Source organism: Serratia sp. Je.1.23.a, from assembly GCF_051129805.1.
In the GTDB taxonomy this organism is placed as follows: Bacteria; Pseudomonadota; Gammaproteobacteria; order Enterobacterales; family Enterobacteriaceae; genus Serratia; species Serratia liquefaciens.
The window spans coordinates 490,920-512,840 of sequence record NZ_JBCPSR010000001.1 but is presented as its reverse complement, the minus strand read 5'-3'; the positions used below and the strand labels follow the sequence as shown (position 1 = coordinate 512,840).

The window sequence follows — 21,921 nt, the reverse complement described above, 5'->3', positions numbered from 1 at the left end:
CGCCGGGATTATTCCGCCTGCGACGCGTCGCGCATCAGGGCCACCAGTTCGCGGGCGGCCTTATCCAACGGTCGGCTTTTCAACCAGACAAGATGTATCGGCAATCGCAGCTCATTTTTGGTGTTTTTAAATTTCAGCCTGATCAACCGACCCTGAGCTAACAATGGTGCGGTCAGCGATAGCGGGAAATTGCCCCACCCCAAACCCGCCTCGACCATGTTCAGCGCCATCGGCAGGCTGTCGGTGCGCCAGTAAGATTCCGCCACCCGCGGCCGCAGATCGGCGATCGGCAAATCACGGCTGGCCACCATTATCTGCCGCACGTTGACCAAATCCTCGAGGAACAGCTCATCCGGCGCCCCCTGCAACGCCGGGTGCCGTGGCGAAAGCATGGCAACCAGCGATTCCGCGCCGACGAAGTGAAACTGTTCCTGGCTGTTGATGTTTAGTCCGCCAAATGCCAGGCAAACGTCGACTCGCTCTTGATGCAGCATATGCACCACGTCATCCTGCGGAGCGGTCAGCACTTCAATATTCAGCAGCGGATAGCGCTCCGCCAGCGTGTTGATCGCCGTCAGCAGGCCACTGCTATTGATGTCCGAGGCAACGCCAATCGACAAGGTGCTCTCCAGCCCTTGCGACAGTTCGATAGCGTGGTTCTGCAACTGCTTAAGCTGTTCGGCTATCAGTCGCGCATGGGGCGCCAGGGCCAATGCCAACGCGGTCGGCACCGGCTCGCGGTGCGAACGATCAAACAGTTGAAACCCCAGTTCCGCCTCCATATTGGCGATCCCCATACTCACCGCCGAAGGTACGCGGCGCAGCGATCGGGCCGCGGCGGAAAACGAACCGCGATCCAGTACCGCCAGAAACAGCTCTATATTGTCGCTGGAAAAATTCATTGCGCCTTCCTGTCAGTAAAACTGACAGCTCCTGACTTTTTCTATCAATGTAGTTGACGTTATCTTACCCGCCAGACGGCAAAAGGTCACTCGACCACAAAGCCAAGAAATCAGTCAGGAGATGAGTAATGCAAGGCGTTAAACGCAAACTGGTGTATGTCACCGCCTATGAAATTATCGGCATGGCGATCTCAGCGCTCGGGCTGGCGCTGCTTTCCGGCAGTGCCCCCAGCAGCACCGGGCCGCTGGCGGTGATCATTACCACTATCGCCGTCACCTGGAACTTCATCTACAACTCGCTGTTTGAGCTGTGGGAAAGTCGCCAGGCCTCACGCGGCCGTACGCTTAAACGCCGTATTCTGCACGCCATAGGCTTTCAATTAACGTTAGTGGTTTACCTGATCCCGCTGATTGCCTGGTGGATGGGAATTACGCTGTGGCAGGCGCTGCTGCTGGATATGGCCCTGATAGTGATTATCCCGTGCTACACCTTTGTGTTTAACTGGGTGTTCGACAAGGTATTCGGCCTGCCGACTTCGGCTCTGCCGGCCGGTGAATCCGCCTAAAAATCGGCCAAATATCTCCGTTTATTATCTCCCGCCTGCGGACAATATCACCACAGGTTGGGAGGTCTTATTATCCCCTCCTTTCACCTCACCCATTAATAAGAAAAATTCCCTGTAGTTTGCACGGTAATTATTATTATGTGATTTTAATCACTTTTTATTCCTCGATATTTCCGTCTTGATAAAATCAACCATCTTATTGAATAATATATTCTTTTATATATAGAACAAAAAACAAACACACTTGTTCACGATTTATACGCAGGATTTTTTGCCACATTTACTGAGAAAAGGTAGCATGCTTCGCCGTTATTTCGTGGCGGCTTGTATACACAATAAACAGCAGAATGATGCCATGACCTCATTCTCATAACGATTGTCCATAGCAATCGTTTGCTCTGAAGCCAGAGCAGGGTAATTCCATAGACAGGTAAACAGGACGGATAATGCAATCAAATAAAAAGTCTGCGCATGACAAGCACGCAGCCAGAAGACGATGGTTAGACTCCCATGAATCCGGTTATCACAAAAGCATGGGCAATCGACAAATACAGATGATCGCTATCGGCGGTTCAATCGGTACCGGCCTGTTCCTCGGTACCGGTGGCCGTCTGGAATTGGCCGGCCCGGCACTGGCGCTGGTATATCTGGTGTGTGGTATATTCTCTTTCTTCATTCTGCGCGCATTGGGCGAATTGGTTTTGCATCGCCCGTCCAGCGGCAGCTTCGTGTCTTATGCCCGTGAGTTTCTCGGCGAAAAAGCCTCTTACGTCGCCGGGTGGATGTATTTCCTCAACTGGGCAATGACCGGCATCGTCGATATCACCGCGGTGGCGCTGTACATGCACTACTGGGGCACCTTCGCCGACGTCCCACAATGGCTGTTCGCGCTCTGCGCCCTCGGCGTGGTTGCCACCATGAACATGATCGGCGTGAAGTGGTTCGCCGAAATGGAGTTCTGGTTCGCCCTGATCAAAGTCGTCGCCATCGCATTGTTCCTGGTGGTGGGGGTAGTGTTCCTCGGCACCGGTACCCCGGTGGCCGGCAACACCACCGGCCTGCACCTGATTACTGAAAACGGCGGCATGTTCCCGCACGGGCTGCTGCCAGCGCTGGTGTTAGTGCAGGGTGTTATCTTCGCCTTCGCCGGGATTGAGCTGATCGGCACCGCCGCCGGTGAGTGTAAGGATCCGGCCAAAATGATGCCAAAAGCGATCAACAGCGTGATCTGGCGCATTGGCCTGTTCTACGTCGGTTCGGTGGTACTGCTGGTGCTGCTGCTGCCGTGGAACGCCTACCAGGCGGGCCAAAGCCCGTTCGTTACCTTCTTCAGCAAGTTGGGCGTGCCTTATATCGGCACCATCATGAATATCGTGGTGCTGACCGCAGCACTTTCCAGCCTCAACTCCGGCCTGTACTCCACCGGTCGTATCCTGCGTTCACTGTCGATGGGCGGGTCAGCGCCGAAATTCATGGCCAAAATGAGCAGCCAGCAAGTGCCTTACGCCGGCATTCTGGTGACCTGCGGCATCTATGTGATTGGCGTTTTGCTTAACTATCTGGTGCCTTCGCGGGTGTTTGAGATCGTGCTGAACATCGCTTCGCTGGGCATTATCGCCTCATGGGCGTTTATCATCGTGTGCCAGATGCGTTTGCGCAAAGCCGTACGCGAAGGTCGCGCCCAGCCGGTATCCTTCAGAATGCCCGGCGCGCCCTTCACCTCTTGGCTAACGCTGGCATTCCTGCTGGCGGTCGTCATCATGATGGCGTTCGACTACCCGAACGGCACCTGGACTATCGCCACCATTCCGGTGCTGGCGGTGCTGCTGACGCTGGGCTGGTTCGGCCTGCGCAAGCGGGCTCAGGAAGTGAAGCTGGAACAGCAGGCTCATGAAGAAGCCCACCACTGAGTCTCTTAACTGCCCCTTTCGGGGCAGTTATTCGTAGTAGGGGCGCTGCATGCCGCGCCCTACTGCATAATCAATCGGTTAAATCGGGTCGAACATGTTCGACCCCTATCGGTTAACCCTTATGCGGGCTTGTCAGCCCTCTGAATTTTTTATTCTTAAAGTCGGCCGTAAAAGGTCATTCTGGCGCTCTCCGACAGCGCGATATCCGGCTGGGCATTGTAGGCCAGCACCACCAGCATGCGGGTGGTATCGCCTTCGGTTGGCGTGACGCGGTGCATGGCATTGCGTCCCCGGAACAGCACCAAATCCCCCTCTTCGATCGCCAAGGTCTTAACCGCCCGTTCGCCGTCCAATACCTGCGACACGCCAGCGTAATTCATCTCCCCACGATCGGCATCCCGCAGGTTTTCCACGTACTCGAATTGCCCACCGGCGCGCGGTTTCTGGATCAGCAGCGTGATGGCAAACGACGAATTGTCAAAATGCCAGCCCAGCTCCTGCCCGCGATGGGCATAATGCAGATTGATTGAAGACAGCCGATCGGCGTAAGGGTACAGCTGTTGTTCTTGCAGTACCGCACAGAGGAAATCGCGGAAGGATTGCGCATCGTACAGCGTACGCAGCGGCGACTGCGCCGGGATATCCTCGTCGGTAATGCACCCCTTGGAAGAAACCACCAGCCGGTTGCGTGGGTGATCGGCCGGCAAGGCGTCGTCCTGCGGCTTCAGGTAGACATTGTGCTTGCTGGCGGCATAAAACGCCGCAGGGCTGTGCTCTGCCCCCTCCAAACGCACCGTCGCCAGCGCCGCGGCGGTCAAAAAGCCGGGTAACACCAGCGCCCCTGCCGCATCCAGCGTCGCCCGGCAACGGGCCTGAAAGGCAACATCGCCAATCGGGTTGGCGGATAAATCAATGATATGAGCAAGTTGCTGCATGCTGAACTCCTGAGGGCATAAGGGCCGGATAACCTCACTGTAGCGAATGTCGGATTGCCGTAATAACAAAAATGCGTTAAGGATGAGCTAACCAATTCTTAGCGATAGCCACCATGAACGCACCTTCCCGCAGCCGCCTGCCCAAACTGAGCGCCATTCTGGCGTTTGAAACCGCTGCCCGTACCGGCAGCCTGGCCAGAGCGGCAGACAGCCTGGCGCTGACCGCCGCCGCCGTCAGCCAGCAGATCCGCCAGCTCGAGCAGCATCTGGGCATCACACTGTTCATTCGCGCCAAAAGCGGCGTGACGCTGACTGAACAAGGGGCGGATTACCTGGCCTACGTGCAGCAGGCGTTTGAAACGCTGCGCGTGGCGCAACAGCATGTCGATCGCCAACGGGGCCAAGAGGCATTGACGATTTTTGCCTTGCCGGCCCTGGCGTCAAAATGGCTGAACCCGGCCATCGGCAAGTGGCTGAACCAGCATCCGCAGATGGATATTCGCCTGCACGCCACCCACGCCGAGGTCGATTTTGCCGCTTCAACGGCGGATTTTGCCCTGAGCTTTGGCGATCAGGACTATCCATTGATGGAAAAAGTGCGGCTGTTTCAGGACGGCGTGCAGCCGGTATGTAGCCCGCAGTTACAGAGGATCGGCGACTGGACTCAACAGCCGCTGATTCAGGTGGATTGGGGGAAGGAGAGCCAGTTTCTGCCGGGCTGGCATGAGTGGTTCAGCGCCGCCGGGTTACCACCGCCGCAGCGGCGCGGCCTGACTTATAATCTGACCTCGCTGGCGATTGACGCCGCGGTTGAGGGCCACGGCGTTTTGCTCGGCCAGCAGCAGCTGATCCAGCGTGAACTGGCTCAGGGAACCCTGGTGCCGCTGGCAGAACCGACGCTACCGCTGAGCAAGCCTTACTATGTGGTCTACCCGCAACGCACGCTGGACAAACCCAAAGCCGCCGAATTTCTGGCGTGGCTGCAAAGCATCGCACCGGCGGACAGCGCGCGGTAAGCGGCGTCGCAATGTTTACCCGTCTTTGGACATCATCTCGCCCAGCAGCAGATTCGTCGCGCGCGGCAGATAAACTTCGTTGCCTGCGCCAGGCGTGAGCGTCAGTTCACCAATGTAGATCTGGTCGCGAGTGAGATAAAAATCGACGCGGCAATAATCCAGATCTGCCGAGACCGCTTTCGCCACCTGGATCATTTCATCCCAAAACGCCGGTTTCTGGTTCAGCGTATTGATCTGCGGAATGTCACCCTGGGTGAAAAAACAATGGTGGGCATATTCGTCCAAAAACTCCAGCGAAGTCGGCTCTGGCCCGCCACGTAACAACTCAACGAATAAATAAGAGTATTTGCCGTTAAACACGTGCACTTTGTAATCTATCAGCTCACCGTCGCATTCAATATCCAGCAGCTCCTCAACAATAATTTTCTGCGGAATATTAGCGTAGTGTTTTTCTCGAAATCTTTTCCAATAGGTTATTCCAGACCATTCCCTAAGAATTTTCGTAATATCCTGATAGGTGACCTTACTTTTATCTTTAACTATCTTGACCTGCTGAGAGGCATTATTGGTTTTGATAACAAATGATTGTGGCAAGGCCAGGTAGTCCCGTTCGCTAAAATTATCGGTAATCATGATAATGGGCGTTAGGTATTTATCTGAAACCCGCTGAGAAATATACTCTCTGACCGCCACCTTATCCGCTAACATACTGAAATCATTATGCGGGTAGCGCATGCGCTGATAAATCTTCTCTGAAAATGTTTTCGGGTTTTTGAAGCTAACCCAAGAGCCGTGGGCAAGATAATGGCTAACTTGGTAATAGATAAAATCGGGTGCGGCCCGATAGAGTCGTTTTGCGAGTTTTCTCATTCTTCTCTTTCTTCCATGAACATAGCATACGCAGGAATGCTTCTCACATTCCGATTATTGCATCTCAATTATAAAACCCTGCGGGGCATCCCTTACAGTGGGTAAGGGAATAATCGGACGATTCCTATTATTAGAGGCGACAGGGAAAGTACCAATGAAATTAAAATTCATAGATATCAATATTGTGAGAAATGCGTTTTGGATGATATCCGAAAAAATGGTCTCTATTCTGGGGGTCATTTTCATTACCGCCTATATGGCGAAATACATTGGCCCGGAAAGCTTCGGCAAGATCACCTTCGCTACCGCTATTTTCGCCATTACCCAAACGCTGGCGCTGCTGGGCTCCGATACCGTGCTGTTCAAGCGGATTAGCCGCAACCCAGGTTCCGGAACCGCCCTGATGTTCTCCACCAACCGGCTGCGACAGGGCTGCTTTGTGCTGCTCTCTGCGGCAATATTGATTTACACCGGGCTGCGTGAAGATTTCATTACCTTCTATTTTTGCGCTGCCACCTTTGTCGCCAGCTTCTTCTCGCTCAGAGACGTGTTCACCATTTATCACGACGCCCGGCTGGAATCACGCTTCAATACGCTGGCTAACGTAGCCGGGTTGGGCAGCGCACTGCTGGTGCGTTATCTGATTGTTTATCTTGATCTGCACCTGTACTTCCTGGCAATCCCGATCGTGATGGTTTACCTGATCCCCTACCTGATTCGCCACCATATCTACCACCGCCGTTACCCGCGCTTTGTCGCGCCAAAACGCGTACGGCGTAAATATGTGCGCTATTTGCTCGCCAGCGGCTTGCCACTGGCGGTTTCCAATGTCTCCATTGCCATTTATACCCGGCTGGCGCAGCTGTTCCTGATGTGGTTCGTCTCGGCGCAAGCGCTGGGCATTTACTCGGTTGCCATCACCCTGGCAACCGCCTGGATGTTTGTTACCGATGCGGTGATCACCTCGTTTTTCGCCAAAATCTTCGCCTATCACCGCGATGACGCAATGCGCACCGCCGCCAAACTGAATGGGCTGGTGCTGGCCATCGCCGCCGCCATCGTGACCGGTATCGTTTTGCTTGGCAAACCGGTCATCGTGTTGCTGTACGGGGAGCAATATTTGGCAGCCTATCCGGCGATGGGCGTCTTGGCGGTTTCAACGCTGCTTTCCGCGTTGGGCACCGTAGCCTACAAATACATTGTGCTCTTCTCCGGCTATGGCTTCCTGTCGAAGAAGATGTTTCTGGTGTTTATCATCAACATCCCGCTGTCGTACTTTCTGATCCGCCAGTACGGCATGATGGGCGCCGCTTATAGCACCCTGCTGACAGAGCTGTTGTCACTGACCCTGCTTAACTACTTCTTCCGCCGTGGCGCGGTATTGCAAATGCATCTGCGTTCGCTGAACCCCTGGACCTATATCAGACGCACTCAGCACGCAGGTTGAGGTTGGTAGGCTTCGGGGAGCAAAGCACATTTATCTGCATGAAACCGTTAATTTATGGGATAGTTTGTGCCCGGTACATGCGAGGTAGAACGTGGGTATGGATCTCTCTGACAGGCATATTCTTATTGTGGGCGCAGGCATTATCGGCGCGACCATCGCTTATCATTTGGCTCGCCGTGGTGTGAAGGTCACCGTCATTGACCAGCACCACCCGGCATCCGGTGCCACCGGCAGCTCTTTCGGCTGGATCCACAGTACGGTGAGGGATGATGCGCCCGATGTCCTGCTCCGCCGTACGTCCGTGGCCGACTGGCATAGGCTGGAGAACGAAGTGCCAGAGCTTTGGCTGCATTGGGCTGGCGCACTCAGTTACGACAGCGATTCATTGGCGGCTCAGGCCCATGAAAAAATGCTTGAGCAATCCGTGATCTCCCAGCTTGAACCCGCGATGAATAATCCGCCTCCACAGGCTTATTATGCAAAACAGGATGGCGCCGTTGACCCTATCGACGCCACCCACGCCTTGCTGGATACGGCTTGCCGCCTCGGCGCTGTATTAAAAACCCAGACGCCGGTCATCGGACTCGTCAGAGAAGGCGATGCCATTACCGGCGTTGACACCCTGCAGGGAACATTCAACGCAGATTGTGTCGTGCTGGCCTGCGGAACGGGTATTTCCCCTTTGCTAAACGCCATTGGTATCTCACTTCCGATTAAAGCTTCGCCGGCAATTTTGCTGCGCTACAGCACGCAGGACCACGTCATCAATACCCTCATTTCAGGGGATGATATAGAAGTTCGCCATGCCCGCAACGGCGATATCCTGGCCGCTGAAGATTATCCGGCCGTTGGTGGTGCTGATGAGATGGCTTCCGACACCTTGGCGGCAATAGCCAAAAGGTTGAAAGGGACAGGATCCGCACGCCTGCTCAGCCAATCGGTGGGACAACGGCCCGTACCCGAGGACAAATGCCCCGTCATGGGGTTTATCGGTGAGGTTACTGGGCTTTATGTGGCCGTGATGCATCCGGCGGTAACCTGCGCCGCCACGGTTGGAAGGTGGGTCAGTGAAGAACTGATCGACGGTAAAAACCGGGAAATCCCCGAGCGTTATCGACCCAATCGTTTTTGCGAAAAATAGCAGGCCACGCAGTAAAACCGGGCGAAATTCAGGGTTGGAATGAATATCGCCCGCTCAGATCATCAATGCAAACAATGGCCCAAATTAAAACGCTGCTGGTTATGGGTTAGGTCACTTCATATGCAGCACCAGGGCACCCGCCAATACCGTCAATACCCCAAGCCACTGCAAGGAAGATAGCCGCTCGCGCAGTAACAGCGCGCCGAGCAGTGCGGCAATGCCACCAGACAGGGTGCTCAGCACCGTCACAATCGCCAGCGATCCGCTACCGGCCCCCATGGCAAATGCGCTAAAGCCCGCCAGACTCAGCAGGCTGGCCAGCAACAGCACTCCACCCTGCCGCCAACTGGGCCGGGCCATCAATGCGCGTCGGTCAGTATTCAGCGCTAGCAGAGCCGTCAGCCCCACCGTATAACCAAGCCACAGGCTAAGGCTCGGCCCCAGCACCGGCAGCGTGTATTTCCCTTGTAACCAGAAACCGGTGCCATAACAAAAGGCGGCGATCAACGCAAAGGTCACTGCGGGCAAAGTCGAGCGCGATCTGCCCGGCTGACGCCCCGGACTCACGGCAGTCAACATGACGCCCAGCAGACACACCGCCAGCCCTGCCAGGGTCAAAGCTCCCAGCCGTTCACCGCTGATCCACGATAACAGCGTAGTGACCGCCCCGTAGCTGGTAACCAGCGGCGCCACCATCGCCGCCTTGCCAATGGCAAAGGCCTGCGACAGCGCAAGCGTTCCCCCCACGGTCAGGCAAGCGGCCAGCAACGCCAGCCCCCAAATGGAAGCTGAAGCTTCTAACCAAGGAGCCGAAGTGGCCCATAACCACGCGCTAAAAATCACAAAGCCGATCGCCTGCGAGAAAAATACCGCTCTGCGCACCCCCACCGCTCGGGCGTTAATGCCAATCAAAAAATCCGTGCTGCCCCAGCACAGCGCGGCGGCCAGCCCCATCATTACGTCCACGCGATACTCCCGTCCGATTGTTGCCCCAAAAGTAAGCAAAAAATCGCTTGTGGAACATCGATAGATTGGCAATATGGTTGAATGAAACTCAAGCTGAACGCTCAACCTCGCCTGCCGTCGCTGAAAGCCTTGCATACCTTCGAGGTTGCTTCCCGCTGCGCCAGTTTTACCGAAGCGGCGGAAGAGTTGAACGTGACGCTGGGTGCGGTCAGCCGCCAGATACGTCATCTGGAGAACGAGCTGGGGGTGGAACTGTTTCACCGCAAGGGCAATGCGGTAGCGCTTAACGAGACCGGAAAAAGGCTGGCGATTGATGTCACCCGCGCGCTGACGCTGCTGCAAAAAGCCAGTGACCGCGCCCGGCCAGAGCAACAGCAAACGCTGAAACTGACCTGTACCCTGGGGATCGCCAGCCATTGGCTGGCGGCACGTTTGCCGGCGTTACGCCGTGCCGATCCCGATGTTTCGCTGGTGTTGGATGCCAACGAAAGCTTACGCGATCTGGCCAGTGGTGAAGCCGACATTGCTATCCGCTATAGCCCCACGGACAACCCGCCGCCACACTCGCACGAACTCCTCGCCGATGCCTTCGCCCCGCTGGCAAGCCCAAGCTTTCTCGCCGCCCATTCAGCGCCGATCACCGCCGCTGACTTGGCATGGTTGCAGCTGATCCACTCGCCGTGGAAAGACGGGCATAAGCTCGGCGTTGCCGGTTGGCAGGACTGGTTTGCCGCCTTTGGCGAAGGCACCACCGCGCCACGCGGAATAATCACCTTCAACAGCGTCGGGCATGCGCTGCAAGAAGCCATCGACGGCAACGGCGTGGTGCTCGGTAGCCTGGCTGTCGCTGAGGACGCCCTGGCTGCCGGCAAGCTGGTTCGGGTGTTTGGCGAAAACCAACAACTGCCCGCAGCCTATCAATATCGCCTGTGCTGGGCGGACAGCGCGTTCGTTAGCACCACCACCCGCCGCTGGGTGAATTTGCTGCTGCAAGCGGCAGGCAAGCCCCCGGCGTTCTGACGCAGCACTTATTGCTCCCACAGGTGCGAAAAATCCATCTATTTTATATATCCAAAATAATTCGAGTTGCATCGCGGCGACAACTAAGCGCATCCCCGGGAGCGTACAAACAGTACGTGACTGGGTAAGCGCAGGAAGTCAACAAAGAGGCAGCTTGAAGTATGAAAGATATAATCAAATTTTTTGCTGCGAGACAAACCGTGGATAGACAACGCTACCTGCAACATATTGGATTCGCAGGCATCCCCCAACCAGACCTTCTGACGCTGCAGCAATTACACCGTGGCCATATGCTGCGGGTTCCCTTTGAAAACCTGAGCATTATTTACCATCAGGGCATTCATCTGGAAGAACAGGCGCTGTTCAATAAAATTGTCGAACGCAACCGCGGCGGTTTTTGCTATGAGCTGAACCGGCTGTTCGCCCTGCTGCTGAAAGACATCGGTTTCAAGGTGAATTTTATTTCCGGCGAGATCCGCGCCCGCGACGGCAGCTTCGGCGCGCCCTTCGATCATATGGCGCTGATGGTAGAGCTGGATCAGCCGTATCTGGTGGACGTGGGGTTTGGTGATTCGTTCCTGACGCCGCTGAAAATCACCACCACCGAGCAGCAACCGCAGACCAGCGGCACCTTCCATTTAGAACAGGAAGGCGAGACCTACTATCTGGAACGCCGCAATGGCGACAACCGTTCGCATGCCAAAACCCTGTACCGCTTTACCCTGCAAAAACGCGAGCTCAACGAGTTTGCCGACATGTGTGAATACCACAGCACTTCACCGCAGTCGCACTTCACCCAAAAACTGGTGTGTTCCCACGCCACAGAAAATGGCCGCGTGACGATCAGTGAGAACAAGCTGATTATCACCGAAGATCACCACCGTCGGGAGTCGACGTTGCATTCGGAACAGGAGCGCCGTGAAGCGCTGATGCGCTATTTTGATATCGATCTGGACAACTGACGCTCTGAATTAGCTATGGCATGGCCCGGTGGCGCAGTATAAAAAGGGCTAAGCCGCCAACAGGGAAATAACGCCCCTTTCAAGAGGGAATATTCCCTATATTTTATACCGCCACGAAAATTAAATATTTACGTTTTCCTTCCGCCTTCAAAATATAAGACACAGACTATTGACAATTTAATTAACACCCATAAAAACGATTTAATAATGATAATTTATAAAATTTTACAATTGGCATATTATTTTGTTTATAAAGCAATTTTAACGATATATATCCCACGATAATCAGTCATGGCAGCTCATAGCACTGATATATTTTTCCAGATAGGGTAGTCTTTATCTGGCAGTCGCAATTATTTAAACGACGTACCCCAAGGAGCTATGCATGAGTGACAATGAAAACAGCAAAACGCAGATTGATAATTTACGTGATGTGGTTTCTCAGCTGAAGGAAATGAGACACTATGCACAATCCAATACCGAGACGCTGTCTGCGCAATGGCTGGCTTTCGACCAAGGCGAATATAAACATAAGGAATTCGCTGGGGCGATTGGCGACCTGCTGAATAAACAGGGTGCCTGCCTTGAAGGGTTGGAAAAAACCATTCAGGATATCGAGATAGAAATAAATCGTCTCGACAGTGAGTCCTGATAATACGAATTTACGCTAACCCGCTTTAGGCGGGTTTTTATTATTCCGAGCGGCAAATTACCCGGGCGATATCTTTTGAATTATTCAAGGTGCGCACTTCGCCGAACAGCTCGGTCGCCTCGTCATATTCCTTACGCAAATAACCCAGCCACTGCTTGATGCGCGCCACGTGATAAAGGCCAGTATCGCCCTGCTTTTCCAGATGAACATATTTTTGCAGCAGCTGCACCACCTGCGGCCAGGGCATGCGCGGTTCGTTATACTTCACCACCCGGCTCAGGTTAGGGACGTTAAGCGCGCCACGCCCCAGCATCACCGCATCACAGCCGGTGGTTTGCAGGCAATCTTGCGCACTTTGCCAGTCCCAGATTTCGCCGTTGGCGATCACCGGTATGGTCAGCCGCTTGCGGATCTCGCCAATCGCCGCCCAGTTGATGCGTTCCGCCTTGTAGCCGTCCTCTTTGGTGCGGCCATGCACCGCCAGTTCGGTGGCGCCCGCCTGCTGGACCGCGTCGGCAATTTCGAAACTGCGGCTGTCGCTGTCCCAACCTAACCGGACTTTTACCGTGACCGGCAAATGATCCGGCACCGCCGCACGCATCGCTTTGGCCCCCTGATAAATCAGCTCCGGATCTTTCAGCAGCGTCGCGCCACCGCCGCTGCCGTTGACCAGCTTGGATGGGCAGCCGCAGTTGAGATCGACGCCATAGGACCCGAGTTCAACCGCACGGGCGGCGTTTTCCGCCAGCCACTGCGGATATTGGCCCAGCAATTGGATGCGCACCAGGGTGCCGGACGGCGTGCGGCTGGCATGATGCAGTTCGGGGCACAGGCGATAGAAAGATTTGGCGGGTAACAGCTGATCGACGACGCGCAGAAATTCGGTGATGCACAGGTCGTAGTCGTTCACTTCGGTGAGTAACTCACGCACCAAAGAATCGAGAACGCCCTCCATCGGAGCCAATAATACGCGCATGATTACCCCTGCTAAAAAAGACGCGCAATGATACGGGCGAATACCCGCATCAGACAAGCATCCAGGGGAATAAAAGCCGGCTAGCTCAAACGGCGTATCGGTTCATTGGCGAGAAACGCCACGATGTCTTCGATCGCTTCGCGGAAATAAATGCCATAGTTATCATCCGCCACGTAGCCCAAATGCGGCGTCGCCAACACATTGGGCAGACGGCGGAAGATATCGTCGAGCGGCAGAGGCTCGACTTCGAACACATCCAGCCCGGCCCCAGCTATCCGCTGGTTCTGCAAGGCGTCAATCAACGCAGCACGGTCGACAATGGCCGCACGTGAGGTGTTGATCAGGTAAGCGGTTTTTTTCATTGCCTGCAGCTCCTGCTGGCCCACCAGCCCGCGAGTGCGTTCACTTAGCACCAGATGGACGGAAACAAAATCGCTTTGTTCAAACAGCGCCTGTTTAGATTCCGCCAGGTGAACCCCCTGCTGCGCGGCTTTTTCCGCCGTCAGATTTTGGCTCCAGGCCACCACTCGCATGCCAAAGGCCTGCGCGACCACCGCCATCTGGCTGCCAATCTTGCCCAGGCCCAACAGCCCCAACGTTTTCCCTTGCAGCGTCACGCCCAGCGCCTGCTGCCAGGGGCCGTTATTACGCAGCCCGGCGTTTTCCGGCACGATATGCTTCGCCAGCCCAAGCAACAGCGCCCAGGTCAGCTCCATCGGCGCGGCCGAACCGCTGGCGGTACCGCAGACCACAACGCTACGTTGCGCCGCCGCGGCCAGATCAACAGACGCATTGCGCATACCCGAGGTGATCACCAGCTTCAACTTAGGCAAACGCACCAACAGCGAGGCCGAGATTGGCGTGCGCTCGCGCATGATCACCAGAATGTCGCAATCCTGCAGGTGCACGGCCAACTCCGCTTCGTCGGTAAAATGCTGACTCATGGCGAATACTTCTACCCGATCGGCAATAGCCGACCAGTCCGCCATGCCAAGCGCCACCTGCTGATAATCATCAAGAATTGCACACTTCAATTTCATCTTCGGCTCCGGGAAGCAGAGACAGTCAATCAGCGCGTACGTCGATCAGCACCGGGCAGTCGGCGTTTTCTATAACCAAAGCGCTGTTCGAGCCTCTCAACAAACGGTTAAAGGGTGAAAGATGCCTGCGGCCCATAATAATCATGCTGGCATTCAGCTCTTTAGCCTGAGCCACTATGGTTTCCGCCGGTTCACCGGGCACTACCTTGCCACGCGCGCTGACACCGGCATCTTTCAATTCACTCAGCGCCTGACGCACTACGGCTGCCGCTGCGCCTTGTTCATCCTGTGCGTAGCCAAAATCCGCCGGATCTTCACCGACGGCAATGTCATAGGGGCCCGTCGTGGAATAGCTGAGGTCCACACAGCATAGCACCACTACCGTTGCCCGTTGGGCCAACCCCTGTTCAGCAGCCAGTGAAATAACTTTACGAGCAGTGGCGGAATTATCAACTGCGACCAACAGCGTTTTCATCGTCTTCTCCCGTCAATCTCGCGATGTGCCTTTACCAATCTCATCGATCAGCGCCTCTTTGCATTTGAGGATCTCCTCACGATAGCGAGCTTCGTTTTTGATCAAGCGACTGCTGGGCACTAACAGGCTGATGGAGAAGCGCCCGAGGATAGTGTCGATAGCCACCGCCATGGTGGAGACGCCTTCCAGCGTTTCTTCCCGGTCGTAAGCCAGCCCGGTACGGCGTATTTCAGCCAAGCGATCCATCAACCCGGCAAAATCACGTACCGTCAAGTCAGTCACCGCCTGATAGGCTTCACCCAACAGATCCCGCGCCGCATCATCGCTGTTCAACGCCAGTAGCGCGCGCCCGCCGGAGGTGCTGTACAGCGGCAAATTCATGCCGATGCGCGGTACGACTCGCAGTTCCCGATCCGCTACGATGTAGTGCACTACAGCCAACTGCAGCCCGCTGGCTCGTCCCAGAGATACCGTCTCACCGGTAGCATCGCTCAATGCCTGCAACCAGGGGGTGGCAATCGCCACCATTTCAGTATGTACGCTGGCAATCAGCCGCAACAGCGACGGCCCCAGGCGTACGCCGCCAGCTCCGCCACGCACCAGTTGTACAGAATCCAACGCATTGACAATACGCTGCACGGTGGAGCGCGGCAGATCGACCGCCGCAGCGATTTCCCCCAGGCTCATGCCGTTCGGTTTTTCACCCAGGGCATCAAGGATTTTCGCTGCACGGGTAATGACCTGAATACCACCGGCCCTTTCATCATCACAGTAGGTTGTAGGTTCAGACATTGAGGCTCTCTCCCTGACTTTTGGCCCACACTGTAACATTTTTTTATTCCCCCAGACACGATGTACCACATTGCAATACAGCGAACCACAATGTAGCATGCATCACATTGTACCACCATGCAATACAGTGCATCGTTAGTTTCGTTTCCGGAGTCACACTATGAATGTTCAGCCTGCGCCTGCCGCTGCACCGCATCCTTTCACCCTGCGCCTGGCATTAGGCCTGGTGGGGGTACTGATTGCTGCCCTGACTTCGGGGCTGAATGACCGGTTAAGCGATCTGGCGTTGGCGGATATTCGTGCGGCAATCGGCATTGGCTATGACGAAGCCAGTTGGATCACCTCGTCTTATCAGGCTGCGGAGGTGGCCGCAATGATGGTCGCGCCCTGGTTTGCCGTGACGTTCTCACTGCGGCGCTTTGCCCTGGTGATGGTCAGCGGATTTGCTGCGGTCGGCGTACTCCAACCCTTAATCTCTGATCCCACGCTGTTTATTGCGCTACGAATCGTTCAAGGCCTGTTTGGCGGCGCCCTGCCGCCGCTGCTGATGACGGTCGCGCTGCGTTTTCTGCCGCCGGGTATCAAACTTTATGGTTTGGCCGCCTACGCGCTCACCGCCACCTTTGGTCCCAACGTCGCGGCGCCGCTGGCGGCGCTGTGGACCGATCATCTGGGCTGGCAGTTTGTCTTCTGGCAGGCTATCCCGCTGTGTGTTATCGCTTCTTTATTGATGGGATGGGGGTTACCGCAGGATCCATTACGCCTTGAACGTTTACACCAGATCGATCTGTTCGGCATGCTGACCGGTTGCAGTGGCATTGCATTGTTGATCCTGTCACTAACGCAGGGAGAGCGGCTCGACTGGTTTAATTCGCCGTTGATTAGCCTGATGCTGCCGGTTTCCATCGCATTGCTGGTAACGTTTTTAATCAACGAATGGTATCACCCGCTCCCCCTGTTCAAGCTGCAAATGCTGAAGCGGATAAACCTGTCTCATAGTCTGCTGACGCTGGCAGGCGTACTGATACTGGGGCTGTCCGGCTCACTGCTTCCTTCATTCTATTTCTCGCAGGTTGAAGGTTTCCGCACCGCACAATTCGCGCCACTGGCGCTGACCATTGGCTTACCGCAGTTAGTGATAGCGCCACTCGTCGCTACCCTGCTGAATTTCCGTTGGATTGACTGTCGCTGGATGCTCGCCGCCGGTGCGGGCCTCATCGTCAGCGCTTGCTTGCTGGGTATGCAATTAACCGATGATTGGGCACGGCAAAACTTCTGGCTGATCCAGAGCCTGCTGGCGTTTGGTCAACCGATGATGATTTTGCCGGTCCTGATGACCTCCACCAGCGTCGTGCTGGCACCCGAGGGGCCTTTCGCCTCAGCGATGTTTAACACCGTACGCGGCTTCTCGACCGTGGCGGCGGGGAGTCTGGTGGAGAATTTCATGAGTCACCGGGAGAAGTTCCACTCTCAGGTGCTGGTGGATCGACTGGGCAATAGCCCATGGCTAATGACCGCAGAGAACTCAGAACAAGCTAGCGGTGCCATGCCGTTATTGCCGGACGGATCGGTCAGTTCTGCGGAAAACCTCGGGCATTTTTCAACGTTGGTAAAACATCAGGCGATGATCCTCAGCATCAGCGATGCCTATCTGCTGATTATCTGCTGTGCCCTGCTGCTGGTGCTGTTGACTGCCTGGCTACCGACCCGCGTCTACCCGCCGCAAACCCTTTTACCTTTAGTTCCAAAAACATCAGGATCATAACCATGAGCTTCACTCCTGCAAAACGAACCTTAACTCTGGCGCTGCTGCTGGTCATCCTGTTGGCCATCGCTTTCTTTGTCTATTCATCGCTTACCCGCCACCATTTTCGTACCGACGACGCGGTGGTGACGGCCGATTACACACTGGTGGCGCCCAAGGTTTCCGGCTACATCCGCAGCGTCAACGTAACCGATAACCAGCAGGTTAAACCCGGCGAAGTATTGGCCACTATCGACGACCGCGACTATCGCGTGGCGCTGGAAACGGCAGAGGCCAATCTGCAAATTAGCCAGGCCAAGCTGGCCAGTATTCAAGCGCAGCTGGATCAACAACAGGCCAATATTGCCCAACAGGAAGCCGGCGTCAGCGCCAGCCAGGCCACGCTCAACTACGCGGGGCAAAATGCCGACCGCTATCGCCGACTGCTAAAAACCGGCACCGCAACCGCCGATGAACAGCAAAAGTCCGCCTCCGCGATGCAAACCGCCGCGGCACAGCTGAAGCAAAACCAGGCTGGCGTGGTCTCTGCACGCAAAGAGGTCGGGGTATTGCAGGCCAGCAGGAAACAGGCCGAAGCCAATATTGCCGCCTCACAGGCCAGCGTTGACCAGGCACGCCTCAATCTTTCTTATACGCAAATCATCGCGCCCATTGCCGGCACCGTGGGCCAGCGAGCGGTACGCGAAGGGGCCTGGGTCTCTGCCGGGACGAGGTTGCTGGCGGTAGTGCCACTGCAGCAGAGCTATGTTGTCGCCAACTTCCTGGAAACTCAGTTGGCCAATGTCTCCGCCGGCCAACCGGTATCGATCCGCGTAGATGCGCTGCCCGGCGTAACGCTGCGCGGTCATGTCGACAGCATAGCGCCCGCCACCGGCGCCACCTTTGCCGCCATCAGCGCCGATAATGCCACCGGCAACTACACCAAAGTGGTGCAACGTCTACCGGTGAAAATTCTGCTGGAGCCGAACCAGGCTGACCTGGCACGGTTGCGGGTCGGTATGTCGGTGGTGCCAGAACTCGAAATGCGCTGAGAGTTTTTGCCCCTCGCTTTGACGCGATCATCTGGGTTTCACGTAAAAAAAAAAGCCACCGTAAACGGTGGCTTTTTTATCATCAGGTATCAGCTTACTCGGCAGGACGGCTGCGCGGACGACGCGAAGGTGCGCCTGAACGCGGTTTGCCATCACCCTGTGGGCGGGCGCTGCCGCCACCGCGGTTTTCACGCTGGCCGCCGTTGCCACTGCGCTGGCCGCCACCGTTACTGGCGCGTTGACCACCGCCGTTGCCGCGCGGCGCACCACGTCCACCACCCTGACGGCCGTTAATGATCGGCTCCGCCTTGATGCTTGGATCTGGCTCGTAGCCTGGCAATGCGATACGTGGGATTTCACGCTTGAGCAGGCGTTCGATATCGCGCAGCAGCTTGTGTTCATCCACGCACACCAGTGAGATAGCCTCACCGGTACGTTCTGCACGACCGGTACGACCGATACGGTGTACGTAGTCTTCCGGTACGTTAGGCAGTTCGTAGTTCACCACGTGTGGCAACTGGTCTATGTCCAGACCACGCGCCGCGATGTCGGTAGCAACCAATACGCGAATTTTGCCGTCTTTAAAATCGGCCAACGCACGGGTACGAGCGCCCTGGCTTTTATTGCCGTGGATCGCAGCGGCCGTGATGCCGTCTTTATTCAACTGTTCGGCCAGGTGGTTAGCACCGTGCTTGGTGCGGTTGAACACCAGCACCTGCTTCCAGTCACCTTCACCGATCATCTGGGACAGCAATTCCCGCTTACGCTTCTTGTCTACGAAGTGCACGCTTTGTTCGATCTGCTCAGACGCGGTATTGCGGCGCGCCACTTCAACCGATGCCGGGTTGTGCAACAGCTTGTTGGCCAGCCCTTTGATATCGTCGGAGAAGGTCGCAGAGAACAACAGGTTCTGACGCTTGGCAGGCAGCTTGGCCAGCACGCGGCGGATATCATGGATAAAGCCCATATCCAGCATGCGGTCGGCTTCGTCCAGCACCAGAATTTCAACTTTGGACAGGTCAACGGCGCGTTGGTGTTCCAGATCCAGCAGACGACCCGGTGTTGCCACCAGAATGTCGACGCCGCCGCGCAGTTTCATCATCTGCGGGTTGATGCTCACACCACCAAATACCACCAGCGAACGCAGGCGCAGGTATTTGCTGTAGGCTTCGACGTTTTCGCCGATCTGCGCTGCCAGCTCACGGGTTGGCGTCAGGATCAACGCGCGTACCGGACGGCGGCCTTTGACCGGATGGTCATGCTTACTCAGCAGCTGCAACAGCGGCAGGGTAAAGCCAGCGGTTTTACCGGTACCGGTCTGGGCGCTGGCCATCAGGTCACGACCTTCCAATACGACAGGAATCGCCTGGCGTTGAATTGGCGTAGGTTCGCGATAGCCCTGTTCTTCAACAGCGCGCAGAATTTCAGCACTTAAGCCGAGGGTTTCAAATGACATAAAGAGAAAAACTCCAGATCCCCCCTAACCTAACAGTGTTCGGTGCAGTTTCCTGGGAGGATTATCAGACGGGACATTAAGCATGACCACGAGGGATTGGCACAAACTGCAGTGCACCAAGCGGGCGATTGTAGCAGAACTCGAACAAGAAAACGCAATTTTACTGGCTCAAAGCACAATATGCCGGGAATTCAGCCTAGTCCGAAAAAATAACCTTAAATAAACGATGCCTACTGGTTGCATTTTACCCAAGCTGGCATAAAGTTAATCATATGATTGATTAACTTTAGCGAGTGCCATCAATGCCAAATAACCAGACCGCCAGCCGGGCACGGGGTGAGCAGGCGCGACAGCAGCTGATCGCCGCCGCCATCGAGATGTTCGGCGAATATGGCATTCAGGGTGCGACCACCCGCGATATCGCCCAGCGCGCCGGGCACAATATCGCCGCCATCACCTACTACTTCAATTCCAAAGAAGGCCTGTATCTGGCCGTTGCACAGTGGATTGCCGATTTTATCCAGCAGGCGTTTCGCCCCCTGGCCGACGAGATTGATCGCTTCTGGCAGTTGCCGGCCACTGAACGCCTGCCGGAGCACTGCCTCGACCACCTGAAGCGCGGCCTGCTGGCGTTCAGCGATCTGATGACGCAACCGCAGACGCTGAACCTGAGCAAAATCATGTCGCGCGAGCAGCTTTCCCCCACCGATGCCTACCCGCTGATCCACCAGCAGGTGGTCGCACCGCTGCATGACAAACTTTGTCGCCTGCTGGCGGCCTACACCGGCCTGGATGGGAATTCGACCAAAATCGTGCTGCATACCCACGCGCTGATCGGCGAAGTGCTGTCGTTTCGCGTGGCGCGGGAAACCGTTCGCCGTCAGGCCGGCTGGCAGCAGATCGGCGCGGCCGAGGCGGAACAAATCAGCGAGGTGCTGGCTGAACATATCGAGATTCTGGTTAATGGGCTGCGCCAACGCTATGGCGCGTAAATTCAGGCAGGGAGTGTTATGAACAAGAAACGCAGTGCCCTCATTGTGGCGGCTATTGTGCTGATCGCCGCGGCCGTTTACGGGGTTTGGTATTACCAGCAGCAGCAGGACAAACCGCTGACGCTGTATGGCAACGTGGATATCCGCACGGTGAATTTGGGCTTCCGCGTCGATGGGCGGCTGGCGTCGCTGACGGTGGATGAAGGCGATGCCCTTCAGCCGGGGCAATTGCTCGGGAAACTGGACGACGCGCCTTACATCAACGCCCTGCAGCAGGCGCAGGCTAACGTCGGCAGTGCCAAAGCCAAACTGGCGCTGCTGCTGGCCGGTTATCGTACCGAAGAAATCGCCCAGGTGCGTTCGGAAATGGCGCAGCGCCTGTCCGCATTCAGCTACGCCGACAGCTACTTGAAGCGACAACAGGGACTGTGGGCGAAAAACGCCACTTCTGCCGACGCGCTGGAAGATGCCCGTACCGCACGCAATCAGGCGCAGGCCAACCTGCAGGCGTCAAAGGACAAGCTGGCGCAATACCTGAAAGGCAACCGGCCGCAGGAGATTGAAGAAGCCAAAGCCAATCTGGCGCAGAGCGAAGCCGCACTGGCTCAGGCACAGCTTAATTTACACGACACCACTCTGGTTTCCCCGTCGGCCGGCACCGTACTGACTCGGGCCGTTGAGCCAGGCACCATGCTCAATGCCGGCGGCACGGTGTTTACTCTGTCGCTGACCCGTCCGGTCTGGGTACGCGCCTACGTGAACGAAGCCAACCTGGGTAAAGCAACGCCGGGCACCGAACTGGAAATTTATACCGACAGCCGACCGGACAAGCCCTATCACGGCAAAATTGGTTTTGTCTCACCGACCGCTGAATTCACGCCGAAAAGCGTCGAAACCCCAGACCTGCGAACCGATCTGGTGTACCGCTTGCGGGTGATCGTCACCGATGCCGATGACGCGCTGCGCCAGGGGATGCCGGTTACCGTTCACTTTGCCAAACCTTGAGG

21 protein-coding genes are annotated in these 21,921 nt (G+C 56.0%); 12 read left to right on the top strand and 9 right to left on the bottom strand.

Going from position 1 to position 21,921, the window contains the following annotated elements; translation table 11 throughout:
* Positions 1-8 precede the first annotated feature (8 nt).
* Positions 9-902: a LysR family transcriptional regulator gene (locus AAZT04_RS02535; RefSeq protein ID WP_020825752.1), complete on the bottom strand. Its 894-nt coding sequence runs from the start codon at positions 900-902 to the stop codon at positions 9-11.
* Positions 903-1,030: 128 nt separating this feature from the next.
* On the opposite strand from AAZT04_RS02535, the gene AAZT04_RS02530 reads away from it, so the two are divergent.
* The gene (locus AAZT04_RS02530; protein ID WP_048761278.1) at positions 1,031-1,468 is read left to right on the top strand and encodes a PACE efflux transporter; all 438 of its coding nucleotides are present in this window, start codon (positions 1,031-1,033) and stop codon (positions 1,466-1,468) included.
* A 446-nt stretch (positions 1,469-1,914) separates the two neighbouring features.
* On the top strand, positions 1,915-3,378 hold the full coding sequence (ansP, locus tag AAZT04_RS02525) for an L-asparagine permease (protein ID WP_046374222.1): 1,464 nt from the start codon (positions 1,915-1,917) through the stop codon (positions 3,376-3,378).
* Between the two features lie 155 nt (positions 3,379-3,533).
* On the opposite strand, the gene AAZT04_RS02520 is transcribed toward ansP, so the two are convergent.
* Entirely contained in the window at positions 3,534-4,313 is a 780-nt protein-coding gene (locus tag AAZT04_RS02520; RefSeq protein ID WP_116690972.1) for a HalD/BesD family halogenase, read from the bottom strand.
* Between the two features lie 113 nt (positions 4,314-4,426).
* Between AAZT04_RS02520 and AAZT04_RS02515 the strand changes: the two genes are divergently transcribed.
* The gene (locus tag AAZT04_RS02515; RefSeq protein ID WP_334647435.1) at positions 4,427-5,329 is read left to right on the top strand and encodes a LysR substrate-binding domain-containing protein; all 903 of its coding nucleotides are present in this window, start codon (positions 4,427-4,429) and stop codon (positions 5,327-5,329) included.
* 15 nt (positions 5,330-5,344) lie between these two features.
* On the opposite strand, the gene AAZT04_RS02510 is transcribed toward AAZT04_RS02515, so the two are convergent.
* On the bottom strand, positions 5,345-6,199 hold the full coding sequence (locus tag AAZT04_RS02510) for an ATP-grasp fold amidoligase family protein (RefSeq protein ID WP_174573893.1): 855 nt from the start codon (positions 6,197-6,199) through the stop codon (positions 5,345-5,347).
* A 154-nt stretch (positions 6,200-6,353) separates the two neighbouring features.
* On the opposite strand from AAZT04_RS02510, the gene AAZT04_RS02505 reads away from it, so the two are divergent.
* Positions 6,354-7,646, top strand: a complete 1,293-nt coding sequence (locus AAZT04_RS02505) for an oligosaccharide flippase family protein (protein WP_261158503.1) — start codon at positions 6,354-6,356, stop codon at positions 7,644-7,646.
* A gap of 97 nt (positions 7,647-7,743) precedes the next feature.
* Entirely contained in the window at positions 7,744-8,787 is a 1,044-nt protein-coding gene (locus AAZT04_RS02500) for an NAD(P)/FAD-dependent oxidoreductase (protein WP_434678859.1), read from the top strand.
* 111 nt (positions 8,788-8,898) lie between these two features.
* On the opposite strand, the gene AAZT04_RS02495 is transcribed toward AAZT04_RS02500, so the two are convergent.
* The gene (locus AAZT04_RS02495; RefSeq protein WP_337047656.1) at positions 8,899-9,744 is read right to left on the bottom strand and encodes a DMT family transporter; all 846 of its coding nucleotides are present in this window, start codon (positions 9,742-9,744) and stop codon (positions 8,899-8,901) included.
* A gap of 90 nt (positions 9,745-9,834) precedes the next feature.
* Between AAZT04_RS02495 and AAZT04_RS02490 the strand changes: the two genes are divergently transcribed.
* From AAZT04_RS02490 to AAZT04_RS02480, 3 genes are all read left to right on the top strand, one after another.
* Entirely contained in the window at positions 9,835-10,773 is a 939-nt protein-coding gene (locus AAZT04_RS02490; protein WP_434678857.1) for a LysR substrate-binding domain-containing protein, read from the top strand.
* A gap of 200 nt (positions 10,774-10,973) precedes the next feature.
* Positions 10,974-11,735: an arylamine N-acetyltransferase family protein gene (locus AAZT04_RS02485; protein WP_129983933.1), complete on the top strand. Its 762-nt coding sequence runs from the start codon at positions 10,974-10,976 to the stop codon at positions 11,733-11,735.
* A 385-nt stretch (positions 11,736-12,120) separates the two neighbouring features.
* Complete coding sequence (locus AAZT04_RS02480) at positions 12,121-12,387, top strand: hypothetical protein (RefSeq protein ID WP_020825741.1); 267 nt, start codon at positions 12,121-12,123, stop codon at positions 12,385-12,387.
* Between the two features lie 40 nt (positions 12,388-12,427).
* On the opposite strand, the gene dusC is transcribed toward AAZT04_RS02480, so the two are convergent.
* The 4 genes from dusC to AAZT04_RS02460 all read right to left on the bottom strand — a co-directional run bounded on the left by dusC (position 12,428) and on the right by AAZT04_RS02460 (position 15,670).
* Positions 12,428-13,363 (bottom strand): tRNA dihydrouridine(16) synthase DusC, encoded by a 936-nt coding sequence (dusC, locus tag AAZT04_RS02475; protein ID WP_020825740.1) that lies wholly within the window; start codon positions 13,361-13,363, stop codon positions 12,428-12,430.
* A gap of 80 nt (positions 13,364-13,443) precedes the next feature.
* Complete coding sequence (locus AAZT04_RS02470; protein WP_129983932.1) at positions 13,444-14,403, bottom strand: D-2-hydroxyacid dehydrogenase family protein; 960 nt, start codon at positions 14,401-14,403, stop codon at positions 13,444-13,446.
* A gap of 25 nt (positions 14,404-14,428) precedes the next feature.
* Positions 14,429-14,878, bottom strand: coding sequence for a universal stress protein (locus AAZT04_RS02465; protein ID WP_129983931.1), 450 nt, complete (start codon positions 14,876-14,878; stop codon positions 14,429-14,431).
* A gap of 12 nt (positions 14,879-14,890) precedes the next feature.
* The gene (locus tag AAZT04_RS02460; RefSeq protein WP_046374232.1) at positions 14,891-15,670 is read right to left on the bottom strand and encodes an IclR family transcriptional regulator; all 780 of its coding nucleotides are present in this window, start codon (positions 15,668-15,670) and stop codon (positions 14,891-14,893) included.
* 160 nt (positions 15,671-15,830) lie between these two features.
* Here AAZT04_RS02460 and AAZT04_RS02455 point away from each other — a divergent pair, with 160 nt between their 5' ends.
* Both AAZT04_RS02455 and AAZT04_RS02450 read left to right on the top strand, forming a co-directional pair.
* The gene (locus AAZT04_RS02455) at positions 15,831-17,435 is read left to right on the top strand and encodes an MFS transporter (protein WP_434678853.1); all 1,605 of its coding nucleotides are present in this window, start codon (positions 15,831-15,833) and stop codon (positions 17,433-17,435) included.
* A 2-nt stretch (positions 17,436-17,437) separates the two neighbouring features.
* Positions 17,438-18,466 (top strand): HlyD family secretion protein, encoded by a 1,029-nt coding sequence (locus AAZT04_RS02450; protein WP_020825735.1) that lies wholly within the window; start codon positions 17,438-17,440, stop codon positions 18,464-18,466.
* A gap of 94 nt (positions 18,467-18,560) precedes the next feature.
* Here AAZT04_RS02450 and rhlE read toward each other — a convergent pair whose 3' ends face one another.
* Positions 18,561-19,922: an ATP-dependent RNA helicase RhlE gene (gene rhlE / locus AAZT04_RS02445; protein WP_149574079.1), complete on the bottom strand. Its 1,362-nt coding sequence runs from the start codon at positions 19,920-19,922 to the stop codon at positions 18,561-18,563.
* A gap of 302 nt (positions 19,923-20,224) precedes the next feature.
* Here rhlE and cecR point away from each other — a divergent pair, with 302 nt between their 5' ends.
* The gene (cecR, locus tag AAZT04_RS02440; protein ID WP_258090054.1) at positions 20,225-20,914 is read left to right on the top strand and encodes a transcriptional regulator CecR; all 690 of its coding nucleotides are present in this window, start codon (positions 20,225-20,227) and stop codon (positions 20,912-20,914) included.
* A gap of 18 nt (positions 20,915-20,932) precedes the next feature.
* Positions 20,933-21,919 (top strand): secretion protein HlyD, encoded by a 987-nt coding sequence (gene hlyD, locus AAZT04_RS02435; protein WP_048761240.1) that lies wholly within the window; start codon positions 20,933-20,935, stop codon positions 21,917-21,919.
* Positions 21,920-21,921 lie beyond the last annotated feature (2 nt).

Coding starts and splice junctions, on each gene's coding strand:
- AAZT04_RS02520 (WP_116690972.1), bottom strand. CDS start 4,313: ATGCAGCAACTTGCTCATATCATTGATTTATCCGCCAACCCGATTGGC.
- AAZT04_RS02470 (WP_129983932.1), bottom strand. CDS start 14,403: ATGAAATTGAAGTGTGCAATTCTTGATGATTATCAGCAGGTGGCGCTT.
- AAZT04_RS02450 (WP_020825735.1), top strand. CDS start 17,438: ATGAGCTTCACTCCTGCAAAACGAACCTTAACTCTGGCGCTGCTGCTG.
- AAZT04_RS02505 (WP_261158503.1), top strand. CDS start 6,354: ATGAAATTAAAATTCATAGATATCAATATTGTGAGAAATGCGTTTTGG.
- AAZT04_RS02535 (WP_020825752.1), bottom strand. CDS start 902: ATGAATTTTTCCAGCGACAATATAGAGCTGTTTCTGGCGGTACTGGAT.
- hlyD (WP_048761240.1), top strand. CDS start 20,933: ATGAACAAGAAACGCAGTGCCCTCATTGTGGCGGCTATTGTGCTGATC.
- AAZT04_RS02480 (WP_020825741.1), top strand. CDS start 12,121: ATGAGTGACAATGAAAACAGCAAAACGCAGATTGATAATTTACGTGAT.
- AAZT04_RS02490 (WP_434678857.1), top strand. CDS start 9,835: ATGAAACTCAAGCTGAACGCTCAACCTCGCCTGCCGTCGCTGAAAGCC.
- AAZT04_RS02515 (WP_334647435.1), top strand. CDS start 4,427: ATGAACGCACCTTCCCGCAGCCGCCTGCCCAAACTGAGCGCCATTCTG.
- ansP (WP_046374222.1), top strand. CDS start 1,915: ATGCAATCAAATAAAAAGTCTGCGCATGACAAGCACGCAGCCAGAAGA.
- AAZT04_RS02510 (WP_174573893.1), bottom strand. CDS start 6,199: ATGAGAAAACTCGCAAAACGACTCTATCGGGCCGCACCCGATTTTATC.
- AAZT04_RS02530 (WP_048761278.1), top strand. CDS start 1,031: ATGCAAGGCGTTAAACGCAAACTGGTGTATGTCACCGCCTATGAAATT.
- AAZT04_RS02495 (WP_337047656.1), bottom strand. CDS start 9,744: ATGATGGGGCTGGCCGCCGCGCTGTGCTGGGGCAGCACGGATTTTTTG.
- AAZT04_RS02460 (WP_046374232.1), bottom strand. CDS start 15,670: ATGTCTGAACCTACAACCTACTGTGATGATGAAAGGGCCGGTGGTATT.
- AAZT04_RS02455 (WP_434678853.1), top strand. CDS start 15,831: ATGAATGTTCAGCCTGCGCCTGCCGCTGCACCGCATCCTTTCACCCTG.
- dusC (WP_020825740.1), bottom strand. CDS start 13,363: ATGCGCGTATTATTGGCTCCGATGGAGGGCGTTCTCGATTCTTTGGTG.
- rhlE (WP_149574079.1), bottom strand. CDS start 19,922: ATGTCATTTGAAACCCTCGGCTTAAGTGCTGAAATTCTGCGCGCTGTT.
- AAZT04_RS02465 (WP_129983931.1), bottom strand. CDS start 14,878: ATGAAAACGCTGTTGGTCGCAGTTGATAATTCCGCCACTGCTCGTAAA.
- cecR (WP_258090054.1), top strand. CDS start 20,225: ATGCCAAATAACCAGACCGCCAGCCGGGCACGGGGTGAGCAGGCGCGA.
- AAZT04_RS02500 (WP_434678859.1), top strand. CDS start 7,744: ATGGATCTCTCTGACAGGCATATTCTTATTGTGGGCGCAGGCATTATC.